Below are 18,135 nucleotides of genomic sequence, written 5' to 3' on the forward strand. Positions count from 1 at the left end.
ATCCGGGCGCCAATCGAACCGCACGCAGAACCGCATGCAGCGGTTTTACACTCGTTTAACAGGTGTTTCCGGCTTACAGCCGGTTCATTACGCACCGTTACTTCATCGGCTGCCAGGGCGGGTCGGGTAAGGCGCCGAGCCCCGCCAACCGCCTCGTTCGGGCACGGCGCCGCACGATTGCGGCACCGATTTTTACTTACACTCCGCAAAAACTTTTCATCGGCCGAGTCGTTAGTCTTGCACCACCTTATCCACCGGTTGCACGACACGACATGAAACACGCTCTCTCTCGCGAACGCGCCCGTAGCCCGCACCGTCTCGTCATCGGCCTCGCGGCCGGCGCGGCGTTTGCCGCCGCCTGCTTTGCCGGCATCTCGCCGGCTTCGGCACAGGTGGTGGTGCTCGCGCCGCCCACTCCCATGGTGGAAGTCGCGCCCGCACCGCGCGTGGGTTACGCATGGGCGCGCGGCTACTGGGCCTGGCAGTATGGGCGCTATGTCTGGGTGCCGGGGCATTGGGTCACGGTCGCGCGCGGCGTGGCGGTTCCGCCGCCTCCGCCGCCCGCGCCGGTCGCGCAGGTGATGCGCCTTTCGGCGGATGCGCTGTTTGCGTTCGACCGCGGCGATCTCTCCGACGTGCTGCCGGGCGGCCGCGCGGATATCCGCGATATTGCGGCGAAGCTCAGGGGCACGCGTTTCGGCCATATCGAAGTGCGGGGCTATACGGATCGTCTTGGATCCTCGGCCTATAACCTGCAACTGTCGCAACGCCGCGCGGATGCGGTGAAGGCACTGCTTGTCCAGCAGGGCATTCCGGCCGAGCGTATCGACGCGCGCGGCATGGGTTCGCAGGACCCGATCACGCACTGCGCGGACAATCAGTCGCAGGACCGTCTCGTCGCTTGCCTGCAACCGGACCGCCGCGTGGAGATCGTCACGTTCGCGCGCCCGGATAACGCGGGTTATATGGGCAATTCTGGCAATCCGGGCTACGCGGGTAATCGTTATGCGCCGCCGTCCCCGCCGCCCGGCGCGCCGATGTACACGCAGTAATCGTGTCGGTCCGCCCGGTTCATGGAGCGGACAGCACGTGGTTTGGGCAAAAAATGCGGCTTGACATGTATATGCCTCAACAAGTATATATTTGTCATGGAATCCACTTTCGCCATCATCGCGGAGCCGAACCGCCGCGCGATCCTGACCTTGCTCGCCGACGCCGAGCGATCCGTGGGCGATATCGAGGAGCAGTTGAATTTGTCGCAGCCCTCGGTCTCGAAGCACCTCCGCGTGCTTCGGGAAGCCGGTTTCGTGGAGTCGCGCGTCGATGCGCAGCGGCGCCTCTATCGCATCAGGCCGGAGCCGCTCATGGAGATCGACGCGTGGCTCGCCCAGTTTCGCCGCTACTGGTCGGCGCACGTCGATGCGCTCGAACGTCATCTCGACCAGATCGATCCTCCAGCACGCCGCAAAGGGAAGAAACGATGAGTCACCGCAACGACTACAGGCCGGGCCCCGCCGCGGGCGCCGAGGTTCGCAAGGACGGAGAAAAGTGGACGCTGATTCTGGTCCGCGATCTGCGGCATGCACCGGAGAAAGTCTGGCAGGGGTTGACCGATCCCGCCAGCCTGCGCGAGTGGGCGCCGTTCGATGCGGACAGAAGTCTCGCTGCCGTTGGCCCGGTCAAGCTATCGACGGTTGGCACGCCGGCGCCGCACGTTTCGGAAACGCAGGTGACGCGCGCCGAGGCACCGCATCTGCTCGAATACCGTTGGGGCGACAACGATCTGCGCTGGGAACTCGAGCCGCTTGGAGACGGCACGCGCCTCACGCTGTGGCACAACATCGACCGCAATTTCATCGCCATGGGCGCCGCCGGCTGGCATATCTGCCTCGATGTGCTCGACCGCCTGCTTGGCGATCACCCGATCGGGCGCATCGTGGGCGGCGAGGCAATGAAATTCGAATGGCCGCGCCTGAACGACGAATATACCAAGCGTTTCGGACTCTGAATCATCCTGCGGGAGAGCGGCATGAAGAAGTCGGCAACGTCCGAAAGCGAATCGGCATCCGCGCTGATCGACAACCGGATCGCGGAACTGGGAGACTGGCGCGGCGAGACTCTGAGCCGGATGCGTCAGCTCATCCGCGAGACCGATCCCGATGTCGTGGAGGAATGGAAGTGGATGGGGACGCCCGTGTGGTCGCACGAGGGCATTCTTTGCACCGGTGAATCGTACAAGGCGGTAGTGAAGCTGACCTTTGCCAAGGGCGCTTCGCTGGCGGATCCAGCCGGGCTTTTCAATTCGAGTCTCGATGGAAAGGTCAGGCGCGCAATCGACATCCGCGAAGGCGAGGAGATCGATGCGAAGGCATTCAAGGCGCTCGTGCGCGCTGCCATCGAACTCAATGCTTCGGGTGCAAAGTCGAAAGCCAGGCGAGCAACCACAAAATAGGACGTGCGCCGCGATGGGGGCGAACCACCGGCGCACGCTATACGCGCGCGCCGGCGCGCCGGCGGGTCGGGACAAGGCTGGCGGTATCAGCCCGCCAGATGCTTGCGTTTGGCGAGTTCCTGCGCCTGGGCGTAGTCGGCCTGGATCACCGGCAGCGCTGCTGTCGCTGCCTTCTTCAAACCGGCGTCGCGGCCCGAAGCCATTTCCGCCTGGAATGCCGAAAGCGTTTTCTGCTGGCCGTCCAGCGCCACCTGTTCGATGTACGTCTTGTCGAAATCGGCTCCGCGCAAGTTCTTGATGCCGTCCAGCACGGCAGTGTCGGCGTCGTTGGCCGGCACGTCCACGCCGCGCGGGCTGGCCGCACGCATCGAGTCCGAGAGCTTCGTGTAGTCGGCCACCAGCTTTTCGGCGAAGGCCTTCACGTCGCGATCGCTCGAACGCGAATCGGCGATGCGTGCGGCATCGCGCTGGGTGGCCACGGTCTGGGTGCCGTCGGTGATGAAGGTCTTGTCGGCGGCATGGAGCTCTTGAGCACCGGCCGCGGAAGGTGCCGAAGGAGTCTGGGCATGCGCGCCCAGTGCAACGGCGCAGAGGCCGAAGGCGGATGTGGTGACGATCGAGGCCAGCGAGAGGCGAGTCATACGAGCTCCTTTCTACGTGATTGGTATCGAATGCACCGGCAGAGCCATGGGCGGCGCGGCTCTGCGCGGGACCGTCCTGCCAAGCGCGACATCGCGCAACGGTCTGACGAATTCTAGAAAGGCCGCCCGGCGAGAGGTGAAACGACGGCGTCGCTTCTGTAACGGTTGGTAACGATGACGACGGTTGTCGTCGATGTCGCGGGGCGCACCGTGGGTTGTCGCAGGGTATCGGGGGGTGTCGCGGGTTGTCGTATACCCGACAGATTTCACCCGCCAATCCGCCGATCATGAGGGCTCGCAACACAAGGCGTCAGGCAAGAACGCACGCCCGTTGCCCGCATCGCAACCTCACACCCGGAGACACGCCGTGAACGCATCGCAACCCACCCTCAAGCCGATGGTTTCCCCCGCCGAATGGACCGCGCGAGTCGATCTCGCCGCCGCCTACCGGCTCACCGCGCTGTTCGGCTGGGACGATCTGGTCTTCACGCATATCTCGGCGCGCGTGCCGGGCCCCGAGCATCACTTCCTCATCAACCCGTACGGAATGATGTTCGACGAAATCACGGCCTCGTCGCTCGTGAAGGTCGATCTGCACGGCAACAAGGTCGTGGACTCGCCCTATGACATCAACCCGGCCGGCTTCACGATTCACAGCGCCGTGCATGCCGCGCGCGAGGACGCGCTGTGCGTCATGCATACGCATTCGGTGAACGGCGTGGCCGTTTCGGCGCAGGACAAGGGCTTGCTGCCCATCTCGCAGCAGTCGCTGGGCGTGCTGGCGGCGCTGGGCTATCACGACTACGAGGGCATTGCGCTGAACGAGGACGAGAAGCCGCGCCTCGTTGCCGACCTCGGCGCCAATACGTATCTGATGCTGCGCAATCACGGTTTGCTGACGGTGGGCAAGTCGGCTGCCGATGCGTTCGTCGCGATGTACTTCTTCGAAGCCGCCTGCATGATCCAGGTGCGCGCGCAGTCCGGCGGCGGTGTGCTGCGCCAGATTCCGCAACCGATCTTGGCCGGCATCAAGAAGCAGATCGCGGAGGTGACGCGCGGCATGAGCCCGGGTGCGCTCGTGTGGCCGGGCTTGCTGCGTCGTCTGGACCGGGCCAATCCCGGTTACGCGGAGTAAGCGAAAACACGCAGAAAAAGCGGCGAGATACACGGGGCGGCGTTTGCATGCCGCCCGGTGGCTCGCCAGGATTGGTGAGCAGGAATGCAGCTCGCATGCCCTGCGAAGATTCGCGGCACATTTGTGGCAAAAACGCCCGACGCGCCGCATCGAGGTAGGGAAATGGCAAGGATCTGTGTGTATGGTGCCGGCTCGATCGGCGTGTATCTGGGCGGCCGGCTGCTCGCGGGCGGCAGCGAAATCGCGTTCGTCGGTCGCGCGCGCATGGGCGGGCTGTTGCGCGAGCATGGCGTCGTGCTCACGCATTACGACGGCGGCCGCTGGGAAGCGGCGGCGCACCGGATCGACTATGCAACCGAGGCTGCCGCAGCCGCAACGGCGGACCTCGTGCTCGTGAGCGTGAAATCGGCGGCCACCGCCGAAGCGGGCGCCGAGCTTGCCGCGGTGCTGCCGGCCGGCGTGCCCGTCATCAGCTTCCAGAACGGCGTGCGCAATGCCGAGGTGCTGCGCGCCGCGCTGCCGGACAATCCGGTGCTGGCGGGCATGGTTCCCTTCAACGTGGTCGAGCGTGGCTTGGGCGTGTTCCATCAGGGCACGGGCGGTGAGCTCGAAGTTCAGCGTTCCGCGGTCTTGCAGCCTTTTCTTGCCGATTTCAGCCGCGCGGGCCTGCCGCTCGTCGAGCACGACGACATGCTGCCCGTGCAATGGGCCAAGTGTGAACCGACAATAGAGTTCGACACAAAGCAATAAACTTTGACACAGAACAATAGAGTTTGACACAAACGAATACGTCGCTATATTGCACGGTTTTGTTCGGCTGTCCGAGGCAGAAATTACGCCGAATTGGGAGGGACCGCCCGCGTTGCAAGGCAGAGCAATCGGTGGGCGTGCGTATCGGCGTAGCGTGTAAGGCGAGGCGTACACGACACTTCTCTGCTGGACCACGGTATTTCCGACGATGCGAGCGGGGACAGGCGGGTGGGACAACGAGGCCAGTACGTTAATTGAGCGCATCATTGATGCATATCGGGGCGAGCGCCCGACCCAGGGCGTTGTGGACTCATCGTTCTGGGCATATTTCCGCCCAAGGATGGGTAACCGCCTCGCAAGCCGGTTCTATCACCCACCCGCAAACCGGCCTCAAAAGAGATGCCGGAAACGGTCACTATGTGACGTTTAATTCATCACGCATTGACGGCAGTCAATCACATTATCAAATATTGTTAAATTGACATTGGTTCAGACTTACCTGATGTTCATTTCCCGATCTGCCTGATAGCCTCGTCAGCCACACGCTTAAATCGAATCAAAAAGCGGCGCGTGCCTGCCGTCGTGGTATTGCGCCGTAAGTCGTTCGGAAAACACTCCGCAACCAGCGGGGTTTCATTCAGCACTACAGATAAAAGCAATGAATAACCGTTGTTACCGGCTTGTCTTCAGCAAGCTTCGGGGAATGCTCGTCGCCGTCGCGGAAACGGCCATCGGACATACGACAGGTCAAGGCGAAACCGGGCCGTCGCGCGCACTTCGCCCGATTACGCTTTTCGCCATGCGCCACGCGGCCTTTGCCGCGCTGGCACTCTTCGGGCTCGCCCCCGTCCTCGCGGATGCGCAGATCGTACCGTCGGGCGCACATGCACCCCGCGCCATTACCACGGCAAATGGCCTGCCTCAAGTGAACGTGAACAAGCCGTCGGGCGCGGGCGTTTCACTTAACACCTATTCACAATTCGACGTAAACCCGAGCGGCGCGATTTTGAACAATTCGCCCGTTAATGTGAATACGCAACTCGCGGGCATGATATCCGGCAATCCGAATTACGGGTCCAACGACGCTGCGAAAATCATTGTCAACCAGGTTAATAGCAACAATCCAAGCCAGTTGCGTGGTTATGTCGAGGTCGCGGGCCAGAAGGCCGCTGTCGTCATCGCAAATGGTTCAGGCATTGTGGTCGATGGCGGCGGTTTTATCAATACGTCCCGGGGTATTCTCACTACGGGCAATCCGCTGATCGACGGTAACGGCAACCTGACCGGTTTTAACGTAACTGGCGGGACGATTACCGTTCAGGGCGCGGGTCTCAATGCCTCAAATATTGATGAGGTTGATCTTCTGGCGCGTGCCGTCCAGGTCAACGCGGCGATTTATGCCAATACCCTGAACGTGGCTACGGGCGCGAACAATATCGACTACGCGAGCCTGACGCCGACACCGGTCGCAGGGAGCGGAGCGCCCCCCGCCGTCTCGATCGACGTGTCGCAGCTCGGCGGCATGTACGCGAACCGCATCGTTCTGACGAGCAACGAGAATGGTGTCGGGGTTGCGAATGCCGGGACGATTTCCGCGCAGGCGGGCGACCTCACCCTTACGGCCTCGGGCCAGCTCGTCCAGTTGGGCACGATGACCGCAACCGGCAACGTCGGCATCAACGTGGCGAGCCTGGCCAATACGGGGACTGTCTACGGGCAGCAGAATACTGCTATCGCCGCGACGGGCGCGGTGACCAATAGCGGGACCCTTGCGGCGCAGCAAAACACGACCGTCAATGCCGGGTCCCTCGACTCGACCGGTATTCTCGGCGCGGGCGTGAATAACGACGGCTCGCTCGGTGGCGCGGGCAACCTCAACGTTTCGACGACGGGCCAGCTCACGGCGACCGGCAGGAACGTGGCGGGCGGCAATGCAATACTCTCTGGCAGCGGCGTCAATCTCGCCGGGAGCGAGACGGCGGCAAACGGTAACGTCTCGCTGACGGCGAGCGCGGGCGACCTCCACCTCGCAAGCGCGACGACGAGCGCGGGCGGCTCGGTCGTCGCGAATGCGGCGGGTACCCTCGACAATGATAACGGCTCGCTGACGGCGGCCAGTAGCGCAACGCTGACCGCCGGTAACCTCTCGAACCAGAACGGCGATATCTCGTCGCAAGGCGCGCTCGTCGCACAGGCATCCGGCCAGATCAGCAATCAGGCCGGTTCGATGGTCTCGCAGGGCGCGATGCTGGTTCAAGGTGGCGCCATTGCGAACAACGCCGGGACCATGCAGAGCGCTGCCGGTTTGCAGGTCGCCGGAACGTCCATAGACAATACCGCCGGTCGCATCACGTCGCTCAACGGCGACGGCCTGTCGGTCACGGCGACGGGCGCGATTACGAACGCGGCAGGTACGACCGCAACCGGCGCACAGGGCGGCGTCATCGGCGGCAATGGCGCGGTTACGCTGCAAGGCGGCACTATTGCGAACCATGGCACGGTATCGGCACAGACGAACCTTCAGGTCATCGGGCAATCCGTCGACAACAGCAGAGGTTCGCTCGCCGCATCGGGCAACACGACGGTCAATGCCGGTTCGCAGCTGACAAACAGCGGTGGCTCGATTACGGCAGGCCAGACGGTAAGTGAGAGCGCGACGACGCTCGACAACAGCTCGGGCACGACGCAGGCCGCGCAGATCGCGCTCAACGCGACGAACCTCGTCAATCACGCGGGCACGATTACCCAGACGGGAAGCGGTTCGATGAACGTCGCGGTATCGAATACGCTCGACAACTCGGCGGGCGGCACGATCCAGACGAACAGCACGGATCTCTCGCTGACGCCCGCTACGCTCGACAACGACGGCGGGACTCTTGTTCACGCCGGGACCGGTACGTTGACACTGGATGCCGGCAGCGGCGCGGGGACCCTCTCGAACGAGAACGGGACCATCAAGAGCAACGGCAACATCGTCGCCGGGGCCAGTGCGTTCGACAATGCGGAGGGCCTCGTTCTCGGCCAGACGGGCGTGACCGCAACAGTTGGCGGCGCGCTGAACAATACGAACGGCAAACTGCTCTCGAACGCCAACCTGAGCCTTGCGAGCGGCACGCTGAACAACAACGGCGGCGAGGTCGGTGCGGCCTCGAACGGGACGATCCAGAGCGGATCGATGACCAATAGCGGTGGCTCGATTGTCGCGCCGGATCTCACGCTCTCGATCGGCTCCACGCTCGACAATTCGAACGGCGATATCGAGGCGAACCAGCTCACGCTCGGCGCGACGGATCTCCTCAATCACGGCGGGACGATCACGCAGTATGGCTCCTCGCCGATGAACCTTAACGTCAGCAATACGCTCGATAACTCGGCGGGCGGCACGATCCAGACGAACAGTACTGATCTCTCGCTCACGCCTGCGACCCTCGACAATGATGGGGGCAAGATTATCGATGCGGGAACGGGTACGCTGACGATCACGCCGGGCAACGGCTCGGGGTCCCTCTCGAACGTCGGCGGGCAGATCATCACGGCCGGGCAGATCGCGGCGCAGGCCGGGAGCCTCAACAACGCAGGTGGCGTATTCGCTGCGCAGGGCAATATTGCGGCAAACGTCGCGGGCAATATCGACAATACGCAGGGCTCGGTACGCTCGCTCGGGTCTCTCTCGCTCGTGAGCGGTGGCGCGCTGACGAATACGAACGGTCAGATCCAGTCCGGCACGGGTACGTCGGGTGATGCGAGCACGCTCGGCATTCAGGCCGCGTCCATCGACAATACGGCCGGTCTCGTCGGCAACCTCGGGAAGGGAAATACCACCGTTCAGGGCGGAAGCCAGATTATCAACAGCGGGGGCGTCGTGACGGGCAACGGAAACGTCGCCGTCAGTACCTCGGCACTCTCGAACGCGCAGGGCGGTCAGATCAGCGGCGGGAGCGTTGGTATCCAGGCGAATACCGTCGACAACACCAACGGCGAAATCGGCAGTTTCACCGGTTCGACCGGCGATGTCGCGATCACGACGTCCGGCGCGATTACAAATACGAACGGGCAGATCGGCGCGACCCACGATCTCACCGTGAACGCAGCAACGCTGACAGGTGGTGGGACTTACAGCGCGGCGAATGACGTCGTGGTCAGCGTACAGGGCGACTTCGCGCCGACCTCCGCTTTCTCGTTCAACGCCGGTCACGACCTCTCCTTTACGCTACCCGGTACGTTCGCGAATGGCGGGGCGCTTGAGGCGACGGACAACCTCGACATTAACGCGAGCGATATCCAGAACAGCGGCTCGATGATGGCAGGCGGCACGCTCACCACGCACTCGAACACGCTGGAGAATACGGGCGCTATCGTCGGCGGCAGTGTTTCGCTCAATGCGACGCAATCCATCACCAACAGCGGCCCGACTGCACTGATCGGCGCGACGGACAGTAACGGCCTGCTCGAACTGCTCGCGCCCGACATTGAGAACATCGACAACGTCACGGCGACCGATACGCAGGCAACGACCGCGATTTACGGGCTGGGCGCGGTCGTGCTGGCAGGCGGCAAGGATGCGAACGGCAACTATACGAATGCGAACCTGATCGACAACTCGTCCGCGCTGATCCAGTCGGCCGGCAACATGACGCTCGACGCGAATCAGGTTACCAACACGCGTACGACGATGACGACGACCGGCCTGAACCAGCCGGTCTCGTCGGCCCTGCTGACGCAGCTCGGCATCAGCCTCTCCGGCTGTACCGCTGTCGACATGACCGCCTGCTCCGCAGGTAATCCCTACGTTGGCTGGACTACCCCGGATAATCCGGCGTTCCTGACCATGATTGGTGGGGTGTACACCGTGCCGCCCAACGGGGGCCAGTGGAACAGTGGCTATCAGTACACGACCTATACGGGCGTAGCGGTGGCGAACCTGATCGCCTCCATCAGCCCGCAGGCACAGATCATCGTAGGCGGCAACCTCGACGCGTCGAAGGTCGGCCTGTTCCAGAACTACTGGAGCGCGGTCGCGGCGGCCGGCAATATCGCGATGCCGGGCACGCTCGACCAGGATAGCTGGCAGGGGCAGACCGCACCTCAAGTGCAGGTGACGTACTCCGGGTATTACCACTACACGAACTATGACCACAGCATTGCGGACTGGACCTTGCCGTTCGGCAACGTGCCGTTTGCCGGCTCCAATCCGGGCGGTTACCAGGTGGCTCCGGCGGATATCGTCACCTACGCATTGCCCAGCTACGAATCGACCTTTGTCGCGGGCGGTACGATCACCGGTACGGGCGTCAATATCAACAATACGGCGGGCAATGCGGGTATTCCGTCGCTCGGTCTTGTCCCGGGGCAGTCGCTCGGCGGCGTGACCGTTGGCGGCGTCGCCGGTAACGCGGGCGGCTCGAAAGGCGCAGCCGCTTCGGTCAACGGCAGCCCGGGGCTGGTGAATTCCGTCATCGCGAGCGCCACAGCGGTCAATGTCCTGAGCAACCTGACGATTCCCCAGGGTGGCCTGTTCAGGCCGGATATCGCGCCGAACGCACCGTACCTGATCGAGACAAACCCGGCTTTTACGAGCGCGACGTCGTTCATCTCCAGCAACTACTATCTCCAGCAGCTTGGCCTGAATCCGCAGAGCGTGGAGAAGCGTCTCGGAGACGGCCTGTACGAGGAGCAGCTCGTCCAGAACCAGCTTACCTCGCTGACCGGCAAGGCCGTGCTCGGCCCGTATACCGACGTCCAGTCGATGTACGAAGCGCTCATGGCAGCGGGCGCGTCGCTTGCCGAATCGCTGAACCTGCCGCTTGGTATGGCGCTTTCGCCTGAGCAGGTCGCGGCGCTGACGACGAACGTCGTCATCATGCAGACCGAAGTGGTCGACGGGCAGTCCGTCCTCGTTCCGGTCGTCTATCTCGCGAAGGCGAGCCAGCAGGACATGAACGGACCGCTGATCGCGGCGACCAATATCGACCTGCAGAACGCGCAGACCTTCAATAACAGCGGGACGGTGCAGGCGAGCAATACGCTCTCGATTCAGGGCCAGCAGATCGACAACGCGTTCGGCAAGCTGCAAAGCGGCGGCCTGATGTCGCTGTCGACGACGGGCAATATCGACTTCACCTCGGCCACCGTGAACGCGGGAAGCCTCGCGCTGAACGCGGGCGGCAACCTGATCCTGAATACGGCAGCGAATACCGTCAACCAGGTCAGCGCTACCGGGGCGACCCGGACCGTCACGACGCTCGGGCCCATCGCGAACCTCAACGTCACGGACGATGCATCGATCGTGACGGGCGGCAACTTCGAACAGAACGCGGGCAACCTGAGCGTTGGCGGCAACCTCGGCATGGCCGTAGGCGGCAACTACGACATCGGCTCGGTGCAGACTGGCGAGCATAAGGTCGTCGCGGGCGCGAACGGCATCTCGAACACCGATATCAACCAGACGACGGGCAGCAATATAACGGTCGGCGGCGTGTCCGAAATCGGCGTGGGCGGCAACCTTACGGCGACGGGCGCGAATATCGATCTTGGCGGCGGCGGTACGATTGCGGCGAAGGGCGACGTGACGCTCCAGGCGGCAACCGCGACCTCCACCGTTGACAGCAACAGTTCGGGCAGCGATCACCACGGCAGCTATTCGTCGTCGTACCACACCTCTGACGATACGCTGAGTGCGACGACGCTCAATTCGGGTAATTCGCTGACCGTCGCATCGGGCAACGATATCAACGTTATCGGCAGTACGGTCAACCTCGACAAGGGGACGGCAACGCTCGCGGCGACGAACAACGTCAATATCGGTGCGGCCACCGCGACCTATGTCGACAACTCGCAGGAGCAGCACAGCCACAGCAACGTGGTCAGCGGTAAGGAGGTGAAGAGTTCGAGCGATACGACGACGACGGTCGCTCAGAGTAGTACGGTTTCTGCCGATGCCGTGACGATTTCAGGCGGGAACGATATCAACGTTGCGGGCAGTACGGTCGTCGGGACGAACGACGTCAGTTTGAGCGCGGGGCACGACGTCAATATCACGACGACGCAAAATACGCAGCAGTCGTCGAGTACGTATCAGGAGAAGGATTCCGGGCTGGGAACGAGCGGCCTGAGCGTCACCGTCGGGACCAGCAAGCTCGCGACGACTGACCAGGAGTCGAGCGTCACGAACAACGGTAGTGTCGTCGGTTCGCTGAACGGGAACCTCTCGATTCAGGCCGGCAATACCCTGCATGTCACCGGTAGCGACCTCATCGCGGCGCAGAACATGACTGGTACAGCAGCGAACGTCATCATCGATTCCGCGACCGATACGAGCCATACCAGCCAGACCCAGCAGACGAGCAGTAGCGGCGTAACCATCGGCCTCTCGGGCAGCGTCGGCGACGCGATCAACGGCGCCTATACACAGAGCCAGGCGCTCGCGAGCGGCAACAGCAACGGTCGTGCCGAGGCGCTGCATGCAATCGCGGCGGCTGGCGACGCGGCGATTGCAACGGCCAGTGTGCTGGGCGGATCGCTGGGTGGGCCGAATCCGAGTATCGGCGTTCAGGTCAGTGTTGGTTCGAGTCATAGCCAGAGCCAGTCGTCGGAGGATCAGGCGACTCAGGTCGGCTCGAATGTTCAGGCGGGCGGAACCGCGGCATTCGTGGCAACGGGTAACGGGACGGCGGGTAGCGGCAACCTGACTATCGCCGGTTCGAACGTCAGCGCGAACGACGTTGTTCTCGCCGCAAAGAACCAGGTAAACATCGTCAATACGACGAATACCGATGTCACGCAAAGCTCAAATTCGTCGTCGAGTTCGAGCGTCGGTGTCTCGTTCGGTACGAATGGCTTCGGCGTTTCGGCCTCCATGCAGAACGCCCACGGCGACGGCAATAGTAGTGCGGCGATCCAGAACGCCTCGAACATCAACGGCGCGAACAGCGTGACCGTCGTTTCGGGCGGCGACACGAATATCATCGGCTCGCAGGTCAACGGTAACCAGGTCACCGCGCAAGTCGGCGGCAACCTGAATATCCAGAGCGTCCAGGATACGACGGTCAGCACCGCGCACCAGAGCAGTTCGGGTGGCGGTTTCAGCATCAGCGAAGCTGGGGGCACCGCGAGTTTCAGCGCACAGAACGGTCATGCCGATGGCAATTACGCCCAGGTCAACGAACAGGCGGGCATCAACGCCGGTAGCGGCGGCTTTGATATCGACGTCAAGGGCAATACGGGTCTGACCGGCGCAGTCATTTCGAGTACCGCCGATCCATCGCAGAACAACCTGACGACGGGTACGCTGACGTATAGCGATATTCAGAACCAGTCGCATTACGACGCGACGAGCAATGGGATCAGCGCGGGTGTGGGCGTCGGAACGACCGGCAAGGCGCTCGGGCCGGGTTCGGTTGGCGGCACCGGTGGCGTATCGCCAATGATGTCGCAGAACGATAGCGGCGACCAGAGCTCGACGACACGTAGCGCGATCAGCGCGGGCTCGATCGACATTACGAATCAGTCCGCGCAGACGCAGGACGTCGCGAGCCTGAGCCGCGACACGACAAACACGAACGGTACGGTTTCGAATACGCCAAATGTCAGTAACATTCTCTCGCAGCAGGCCGACACGATGCAGGCCGCGCAGGCGGCAGGCCAGGTGGTGGCGCAAGGGATTGGGGCGTATGCCGACGCGAAGCGCCAGGCAGCGGTCGATCAGGCCAAGATCGATGCTGCAAACGGCGACTGGAGCGCTTACGCGGCGGATGTGGCCCAGGCGCAAACGTGGGACGAAGGTGGGAACAGCCGCGCGATAGCACAGGCGGCCGGTGGAGCGCTTATCGGTGGTCTCGGTGGCGGCAGCGTTTTTACGGCAGTGGGCGGCGGGCTCGGTGCGGGTTTGACCTCGAAATACGCGCCTGAACTGGCAAGCTTGGGGAATGATGTCGCGTCTGGGACTGGTTCGACCTTGCTCGGCAATCTGGCGGCGAACGTAGCGGCGGGAGTCGGTGGTGCGCTGGTTGGCGGCACGGCAGGCGCTGCAACTGGGACGAGCGTAGACCTCTATAATCGTCAACTAGATCCGAAGGAGAAAACCCTCGCGCAGCAGTTAGCTGATGCAAGCGGTGGACAATATACCGTGGCACAGATTGAGAACCAGTTGCGTCAGATGGATATGAGCAACAGCGGAACAACGGTGTCGGGGGCACCCGCTACCTTGGTCGGTCAGACGCCGACCGACTCCGGCGCGCAGTGGATATCTGGCGGAACCACGGCAAACGGTCAACCGATCCTGACTCAGATCACGGCGCCATCCAGTTCCGCATTGCAGAGCTATATCCTAGCGAACTACAACAGTGTTTCGCCTGGACAGGTTCCCAGTGAATTTACGTATCCATCGAGCGGCACTGGCGGCTCAATCAACGTGACTGGCCCGTTTACCAATTTCGATCAATCAGATCTTAACTACGTGCGGACCACCGCAGCAAACGCGAGTTCGATGGTTTCCAATACTGCCGGATGGGTCGGTTCCGCTGCGGCTACGGGAGCCGCAACTCCGTCTCCTCTCGCTCCTGCATTTGGTGAAATTGCCTTTGGCGCTACTGTCGTTGGCACTGCTGCTGACGCAGTGACGCAATTGGCACAACCAAATGTCGGTCAATACACATATCAGGGAGCGGTATCCCTCGGTGGGCTAGTCGCCGGGAACTTAAATCCAGCGGGATCATTGGTCGTTAACGGGGCTACTTCCGTTATTAACAATGTTCCAGTTGCGACCACAATTCAAAATTGGATAACTCAGAAATCAAATTCGATTTTTAATCCGAGTGGGGAAAAACAATGAAGCTGATTGAAGAGGGCAATTTCTCCGGTTGGGTACGTGTAACCTTGTTCGTACTAGGGCTTGTAGTCTTTGGAGGTAGCCTAGCGTCCGATTGGTTGCCACGATGGACAAGGATGGTCGGTTTCGTGCTGGGATTCGGAATGATGGCTCTGGGTGGTTTTTCTAGCCGTGCCCATATGCTGCATATTAAACCCTTCGACAACAGCTACAAAAAGGCCCGCGAGAGCTACGAAACGAAGGGTGACGAAGAAGATAAATAACGAAATGACCGTGGAAAGACAAACGAGACGTAAGTTCGTTATCCGTTACGCGAAGGCCTATTTTTCCGTCTTTGCTGTAGTGGCGGTCGTAGTTGCGATTTCAGAGCTACGCGGTGCCGGTTGGCACCCAGCGTTGGCTGGAATGCCGATGTATGTCTCGCTCTTTGTCTTGGTTACCTATGCGATGCTGCGGGAGCTTCGTCAACTTAGGAAAAACGGTGACACAGATAAGAGGGGCAATAGATGATCGAAGCGCTTGAACATGCAGTCGCGGGAGCCTCTAGAAGGAGACGGTTCTTTTTCTACATAGCTATTTTCCTCGTTGCAGTGTCACTTTTTCGTGATGAGGGATGGAGGGCTATTTTCATAAAGATAGCTTTTGTGGCAATAGGTCTTCTCTTTGTATTTTTTTCGAGATTTACAAAGGATGGCGAGTTGTTACGGGTAGGAAGAATTTGGATAGCAGTCAATTGTGGAAACGATTTCTTATTGCCGTTGGAATGGTGTTCATTGCCTACATTTTGTCGGCTGTGTACCTTGCAATGCGCTTAAGAAATCCCGATGGGTTGGCTTTATTTTTCCCGTTTTTTATTTGCATTCTGATTTCAATAGCCTTGCCCTTCTTTTGGGAAATTCGTGAGTTGCAATCCATAAGGCACGAAGATAAATAAATCTGATAGATCTGCGAGAAAATATAGGGTGACTTTCGATCGCCCTAATTACGACCATACGTGCATTCATGGAAATCCGAAAGAGGCTGGCGGCTCTACCGCTTGCAGCCCTAGTATCTCTCGCGCACTCGCAGCAGTCGTCGCCCGACTTTGCGGCCCGTACGAATGCCGAGCAGCAACAGCAAATCGAGCAAAGACGCACCACGGAGCAGCGCGCGGCAGCGGTCGCCGCGCCCGTTGTGCGCTCGGCGGCGCCCGCGCCCGGGGAATGGCCGGTATTGCCGGTCGAGACGCCTTGTTTCCGTATCGACTCGTTCGACGTCGAGGTGCCGGAAACGTTGCCCGACGCCGTCCGCGTCAAAGGCGCGTCGGCGCTCCCGATGGACCCGTTCGCATTCCTGCATGACTGGCTGCTGCATTACCAGGGCCAATGCGTCGGCAAACAGGGCCTCGACCTCCTGACCAGGGGTTTGCAAGGCGTCATTCTAAGCCGGGGCTATATCACGACGCGCGTCCTCCTGCCGGCGCAGGACCTCTCAAAAGGGACACTCCGGTTCGCCCTCATACCGGGCACTATCCGCAATCTGAAGTTCGCCGACGCCAATACGCGCGGTACGCTCAAATCTGCCTTTCCGGCGCGGGACGGCGATGTTCTCCAGTTGCGTGACCTTGAGCAGGGTCTCGAACAGATGAAGCGCGTACCGAACCAGGACGCGACGATGCAGATTGAACCCGGTACGTCGCCCGGCGAGAGCGACGTCGTTGTAACCGTCAAGCGGACAAAGCCGTGGTCGCTTGTCCTCTCGACAGACAACTCGGGTACTGACGAGACGGGCCGCTATATCGGTAACGCATCGCTCGCGCTATACAACGTCCTCGGCCTGAATGACGTCCTCTCCGGCGGCTTCAATCAGGATCTCCAGTTCGGTAATCACGACCTCGGTACGCATGGCTGGAATGCCTCGTATGCGGTGCCATGGGGCTACTGGACCGGTACGCTCTACGGCTACACGAATACGTACTACCAGCAGGTCGCGCAGGCCAGCCAGATTTTCGTCGCGAGCGGCAACTCGGAGACGGCGGGCCTCAAGCTGGAGCGGGTCATTTACCGTAGCCAGAGCGACGTATCGGGCGTCGAGTTCCAGCTCATCAAGCGGTGGGGCGAGAGCTTTATTGCGGATACCTCCATACCGCAGCAGTACCGCGACAATACGTTTATCGAGGCGGGCCTGACCAATCGCCATTACTTCGGCGCGGCGCAGTTCGACGGAACGCTCGCTTATCGACAGGGCATTGGCGCGCTCGGCGCGATGCCGGATACGTCCGGTGGCCCGACCTACTACTTTCACATGGCGACGCTCGACGCGAACCTCTCGGTCCCGTTCGCGGTCGCCGGTCAGACGCTGCGTTACGTCGGTACGTTTCACGGCCAGTTCACCAATGACGAGCTGAACTATATCGACGACCTCAGTATCGGGAGCCGCTATACGGTGCGCGGCTTTAGCGGTCAGACGATGCTTGCGGCGGAAAAGGGTTTCTACTGGCGTAACGAACTCCAGTATCCGCTTGGCCAGTCGGGGCAGGTTCTTTATGCGGGTATCGACTACGGCCACCTGTGGGGACCGTCAGCCGCTTACCTCGCCGGTACGCAGCTCGCGGGCGCGGCTATCGGCGTAAAGGGCTCGATACCGTCGCGTCTCGGTACCTATAGCTACGATGTGTTTGCGGGGACGCCGATCTATGCGCCATCCGGGTTTCCCGCGCCGAGTGTGACGCTGGGCTTTCAGGTAACGGCACAATTCTGAGGATGCAAACACAACTCCGCACGCAGTCCTCTGCCGGAAAGCGCGGCGCCGGCGAAGACCCTGAACTGACCGCCTTCCTGAGCGCGCAGGTCGCCGCGCTGCTGTCCGGGAGTCACGAACCGAGGCCTTGCTGCCCACGCTGTGGCGGCGATCACATCACGAGTGCCGGATTCAAAAAGCGCCAGAGCGGCCGGTTGCCGATGTTCGAGTGCCAGACGTGCGGGCGCTACTTCGGCCGTACTGTTGACACGCCGCTGAGCGAAAACCACCTCAAGAAGCTCTGTTTTTTCATCTCGCTGCTGTCGCACTTGAAGCGGGAGAACGAATGGGCAGCCGCGCAGCGGCACGCCGTTCGTGAACACGAAGATGAGCACATTCGGGCGCATGACGGAATTCACCCGCTATCTGGGGCTACCACTGTCGCTCATGCAGGTGTCGGAAATCGTGGGTGTCGAACCGTACCGTCGCGCCGATGTGGCGCTGGATTAGTGCATTACGCGCACGGAGTGATGGAGCCACGCATCTAAACGTTGTGGGAATCACTGGGACCCCAAACCGCTTGAATCAATCGGTGAGCTTGGGTGTCGATTTG

12 protein-coding genes and 1 pseudogene are annotated in these 18,135 nt (G+C 61.4%); 11 read left to right on the top strand and 2 right to left on the bottom strand.

All coding sequences use genetic code 11. The features are described 5' to 3' along the window. Positions 1 to 272 precede the first annotated feature (272 nt). The 4 genes from U5760_RS15545 (at position 273) to U5760_RS15560 (ending at position 2,452) form a co-directional block, all read left to right on the top strand. Complete coding sequence (locus U5760_RS15545; protein WP_322012965.1) at positions 273 to 1,052, top strand: OmpA family protein; 780 nt, start codon at positions 273 to 275, stop codon at positions 1,050 to 1,052. A gap of 96 nt (positions 1,053 to 1,148) precedes the next feature. Then, a complete protein-coding gene (locus U5760_RS15550) occupies positions 1,149 to 1,484 on the top strand; it encodes a metalloregulator ArsR/SmtB family transcription factor (RefSeq protein ID WP_322012966.1) in 336 nt (111 codons plus the stop codon). Continuing rightward, positions 1,481 to 2,008, top strand: coding sequence for an SRPBCC family protein (locus U5760_RS15555; RefSeq protein WP_322012968.1), 528 nt, complete (start codon positions 1,481 to 1,483; stop codon positions 2,006 to 2,008). The genes U5760_RS15550 and U5760_RS15555 overlap by 4 nt, the downstream gene beginning before the upstream one ends. A 21-nt stretch (positions 2,009 to 2,029) precedes the next feature. Beyond that, complete coding sequence (locus U5760_RS15560; protein ID WP_322012969.1) at positions 2,030 to 2,452, top strand: DUF1801 domain-containing protein; 423 nt, start codon at positions 2,030 to 2,032, stop codon at positions 2,450 to 2,452. A gap of 86 nt (positions 2,453 to 2,538) precedes the next feature. Here the strand turns inward: U5760_RS15560 and U5760_RS15565 are convergent, their stop codons facing one another. Then, on the bottom strand, positions 2,539 to 3,093 hold the full coding sequence (locus U5760_RS15565) for a DUF4142 domain-containing protein (protein WP_322012970.1): 555 nt from the start codon (positions 3,091 to 3,093) through the stop codon (positions 2,539 to 2,541). A gap of 367 nt (positions 3,094 to 3,460) precedes the next feature. Here U5760_RS15565 and U5760_RS15570 point away from each other — a divergent pair, with 367 nt between their 5' ends. The 6 genes and pseudogenes from U5760_RS15570 (at position 3,461) to U5760_RS15595 (ending at position 17,543) form a co-directional block, all read left to right on the top strand. Further along, a complete protein-coding gene (locus U5760_RS15570) occupies positions 3,461 to 4,228 on the top strand; it encodes a class II aldolase/adducin family protein (RefSeq protein ID WP_322012972.1) in 768 nt (255 codons plus the stop codon). 162 nt (positions 4,229 to 4,390) lie between these two features. Beyond that, positions 4,391 to 4,942: pseudogene (locus U5760_RS15575) on the top strand (2-dehydropantoate 2-reductase N-terminal domain-containing protein); the annotation flags it as partial. Between the two features lie 694 nt (positions 4,943 to 5,636). Beyond that, a complete protein-coding gene (locus tag U5760_RS15580) occupies positions 5,637 to 14,807 on the top strand; it encodes a hemagglutinin repeat-containing protein (RefSeq protein ID WP_322012974.1) in 9,171 nt (3,056 codons plus the stop codon). Continuing rightward, positions 14,804 to 15,067 (top strand): hypothetical protein, encoded by a 264-nt coding sequence (locus tag U5760_RS15585; protein ID WP_322012976.1) that lies wholly within the window; start codon positions 14,804 to 14,806, stop codon positions 15,065 to 15,067. The genes U5760_RS15580 and U5760_RS15585 overlap by 4 nt, the downstream gene beginning before the upstream one ends. Then, positions 15,048 to 15,314 (top strand): hypothetical protein, encoded by a 267-nt coding sequence (locus tag U5760_RS15590; protein ID WP_322012978.1) that lies wholly within the window; start codon positions 15,048 to 15,050, stop codon positions 15,312 to 15,314. Before U5760_RS15585 ends, U5760_RS15590 begins: the two co-directional genes overlap by 20 nt. A gap of 492 nt (positions 15,315 to 15,806) precedes the next feature. Beyond that, positions 15,807 to 17,543, top strand: coding sequence for a ShlB/FhaC/HecB family hemolysin secretion/activation protein (locus tag U5760_RS15595; RefSeq protein WP_322012980.1), 1,737 nt, complete (start codon positions 15,807 to 15,809; stop codon positions 17,541 to 17,543). On the opposite strand, the gene U5760_RS15600 is transcribed toward U5760_RS15595, so the two are convergent. Then, positions 17,522 to 17,917 carry a hypothetical protein gene (locus tag U5760_RS15600; protein ID WP_322012982.1) on the bottom strand — a complete coding sequence of 132 codons (396 nt, stop codon included), beginning with the start codon at positions 17,915 to 17,917 and terminating at the stop codon, positions 17,522 to 17,524. The genes U5760_RS15595 and U5760_RS15600 overlap by 22 nt on opposite strands. On the opposite strand from U5760_RS15600, the gene U5760_RS15605 reads away from it, so the two are divergent. Further along, the gene (locus U5760_RS15605) at positions 17,910 to 18,032 is read left to right on the top strand and encodes a DUF746 domain-containing protein (protein ID WP_322012984.1); all 123 of its coding nucleotides are present in this window, start codon (positions 17,910 to 17,912) and stop codon (positions 18,030 to 18,032) included. The two genes, U5760_RS15600 and U5760_RS15605, sit on opposite strands and share 8 nt — an antisense overlap. Positions 18,033 to 18,135 lie beyond the last annotated feature (103 nt).

The sequence above is a fragment of the Paraburkholderia sp. J12 genome (assembly GCF_905220215.1).
Lineage (GTDB): Bacteria > Pseudomonadota > Gammaproteobacteria > Burkholderiales > Burkholderiaceae > Paraburkholderia.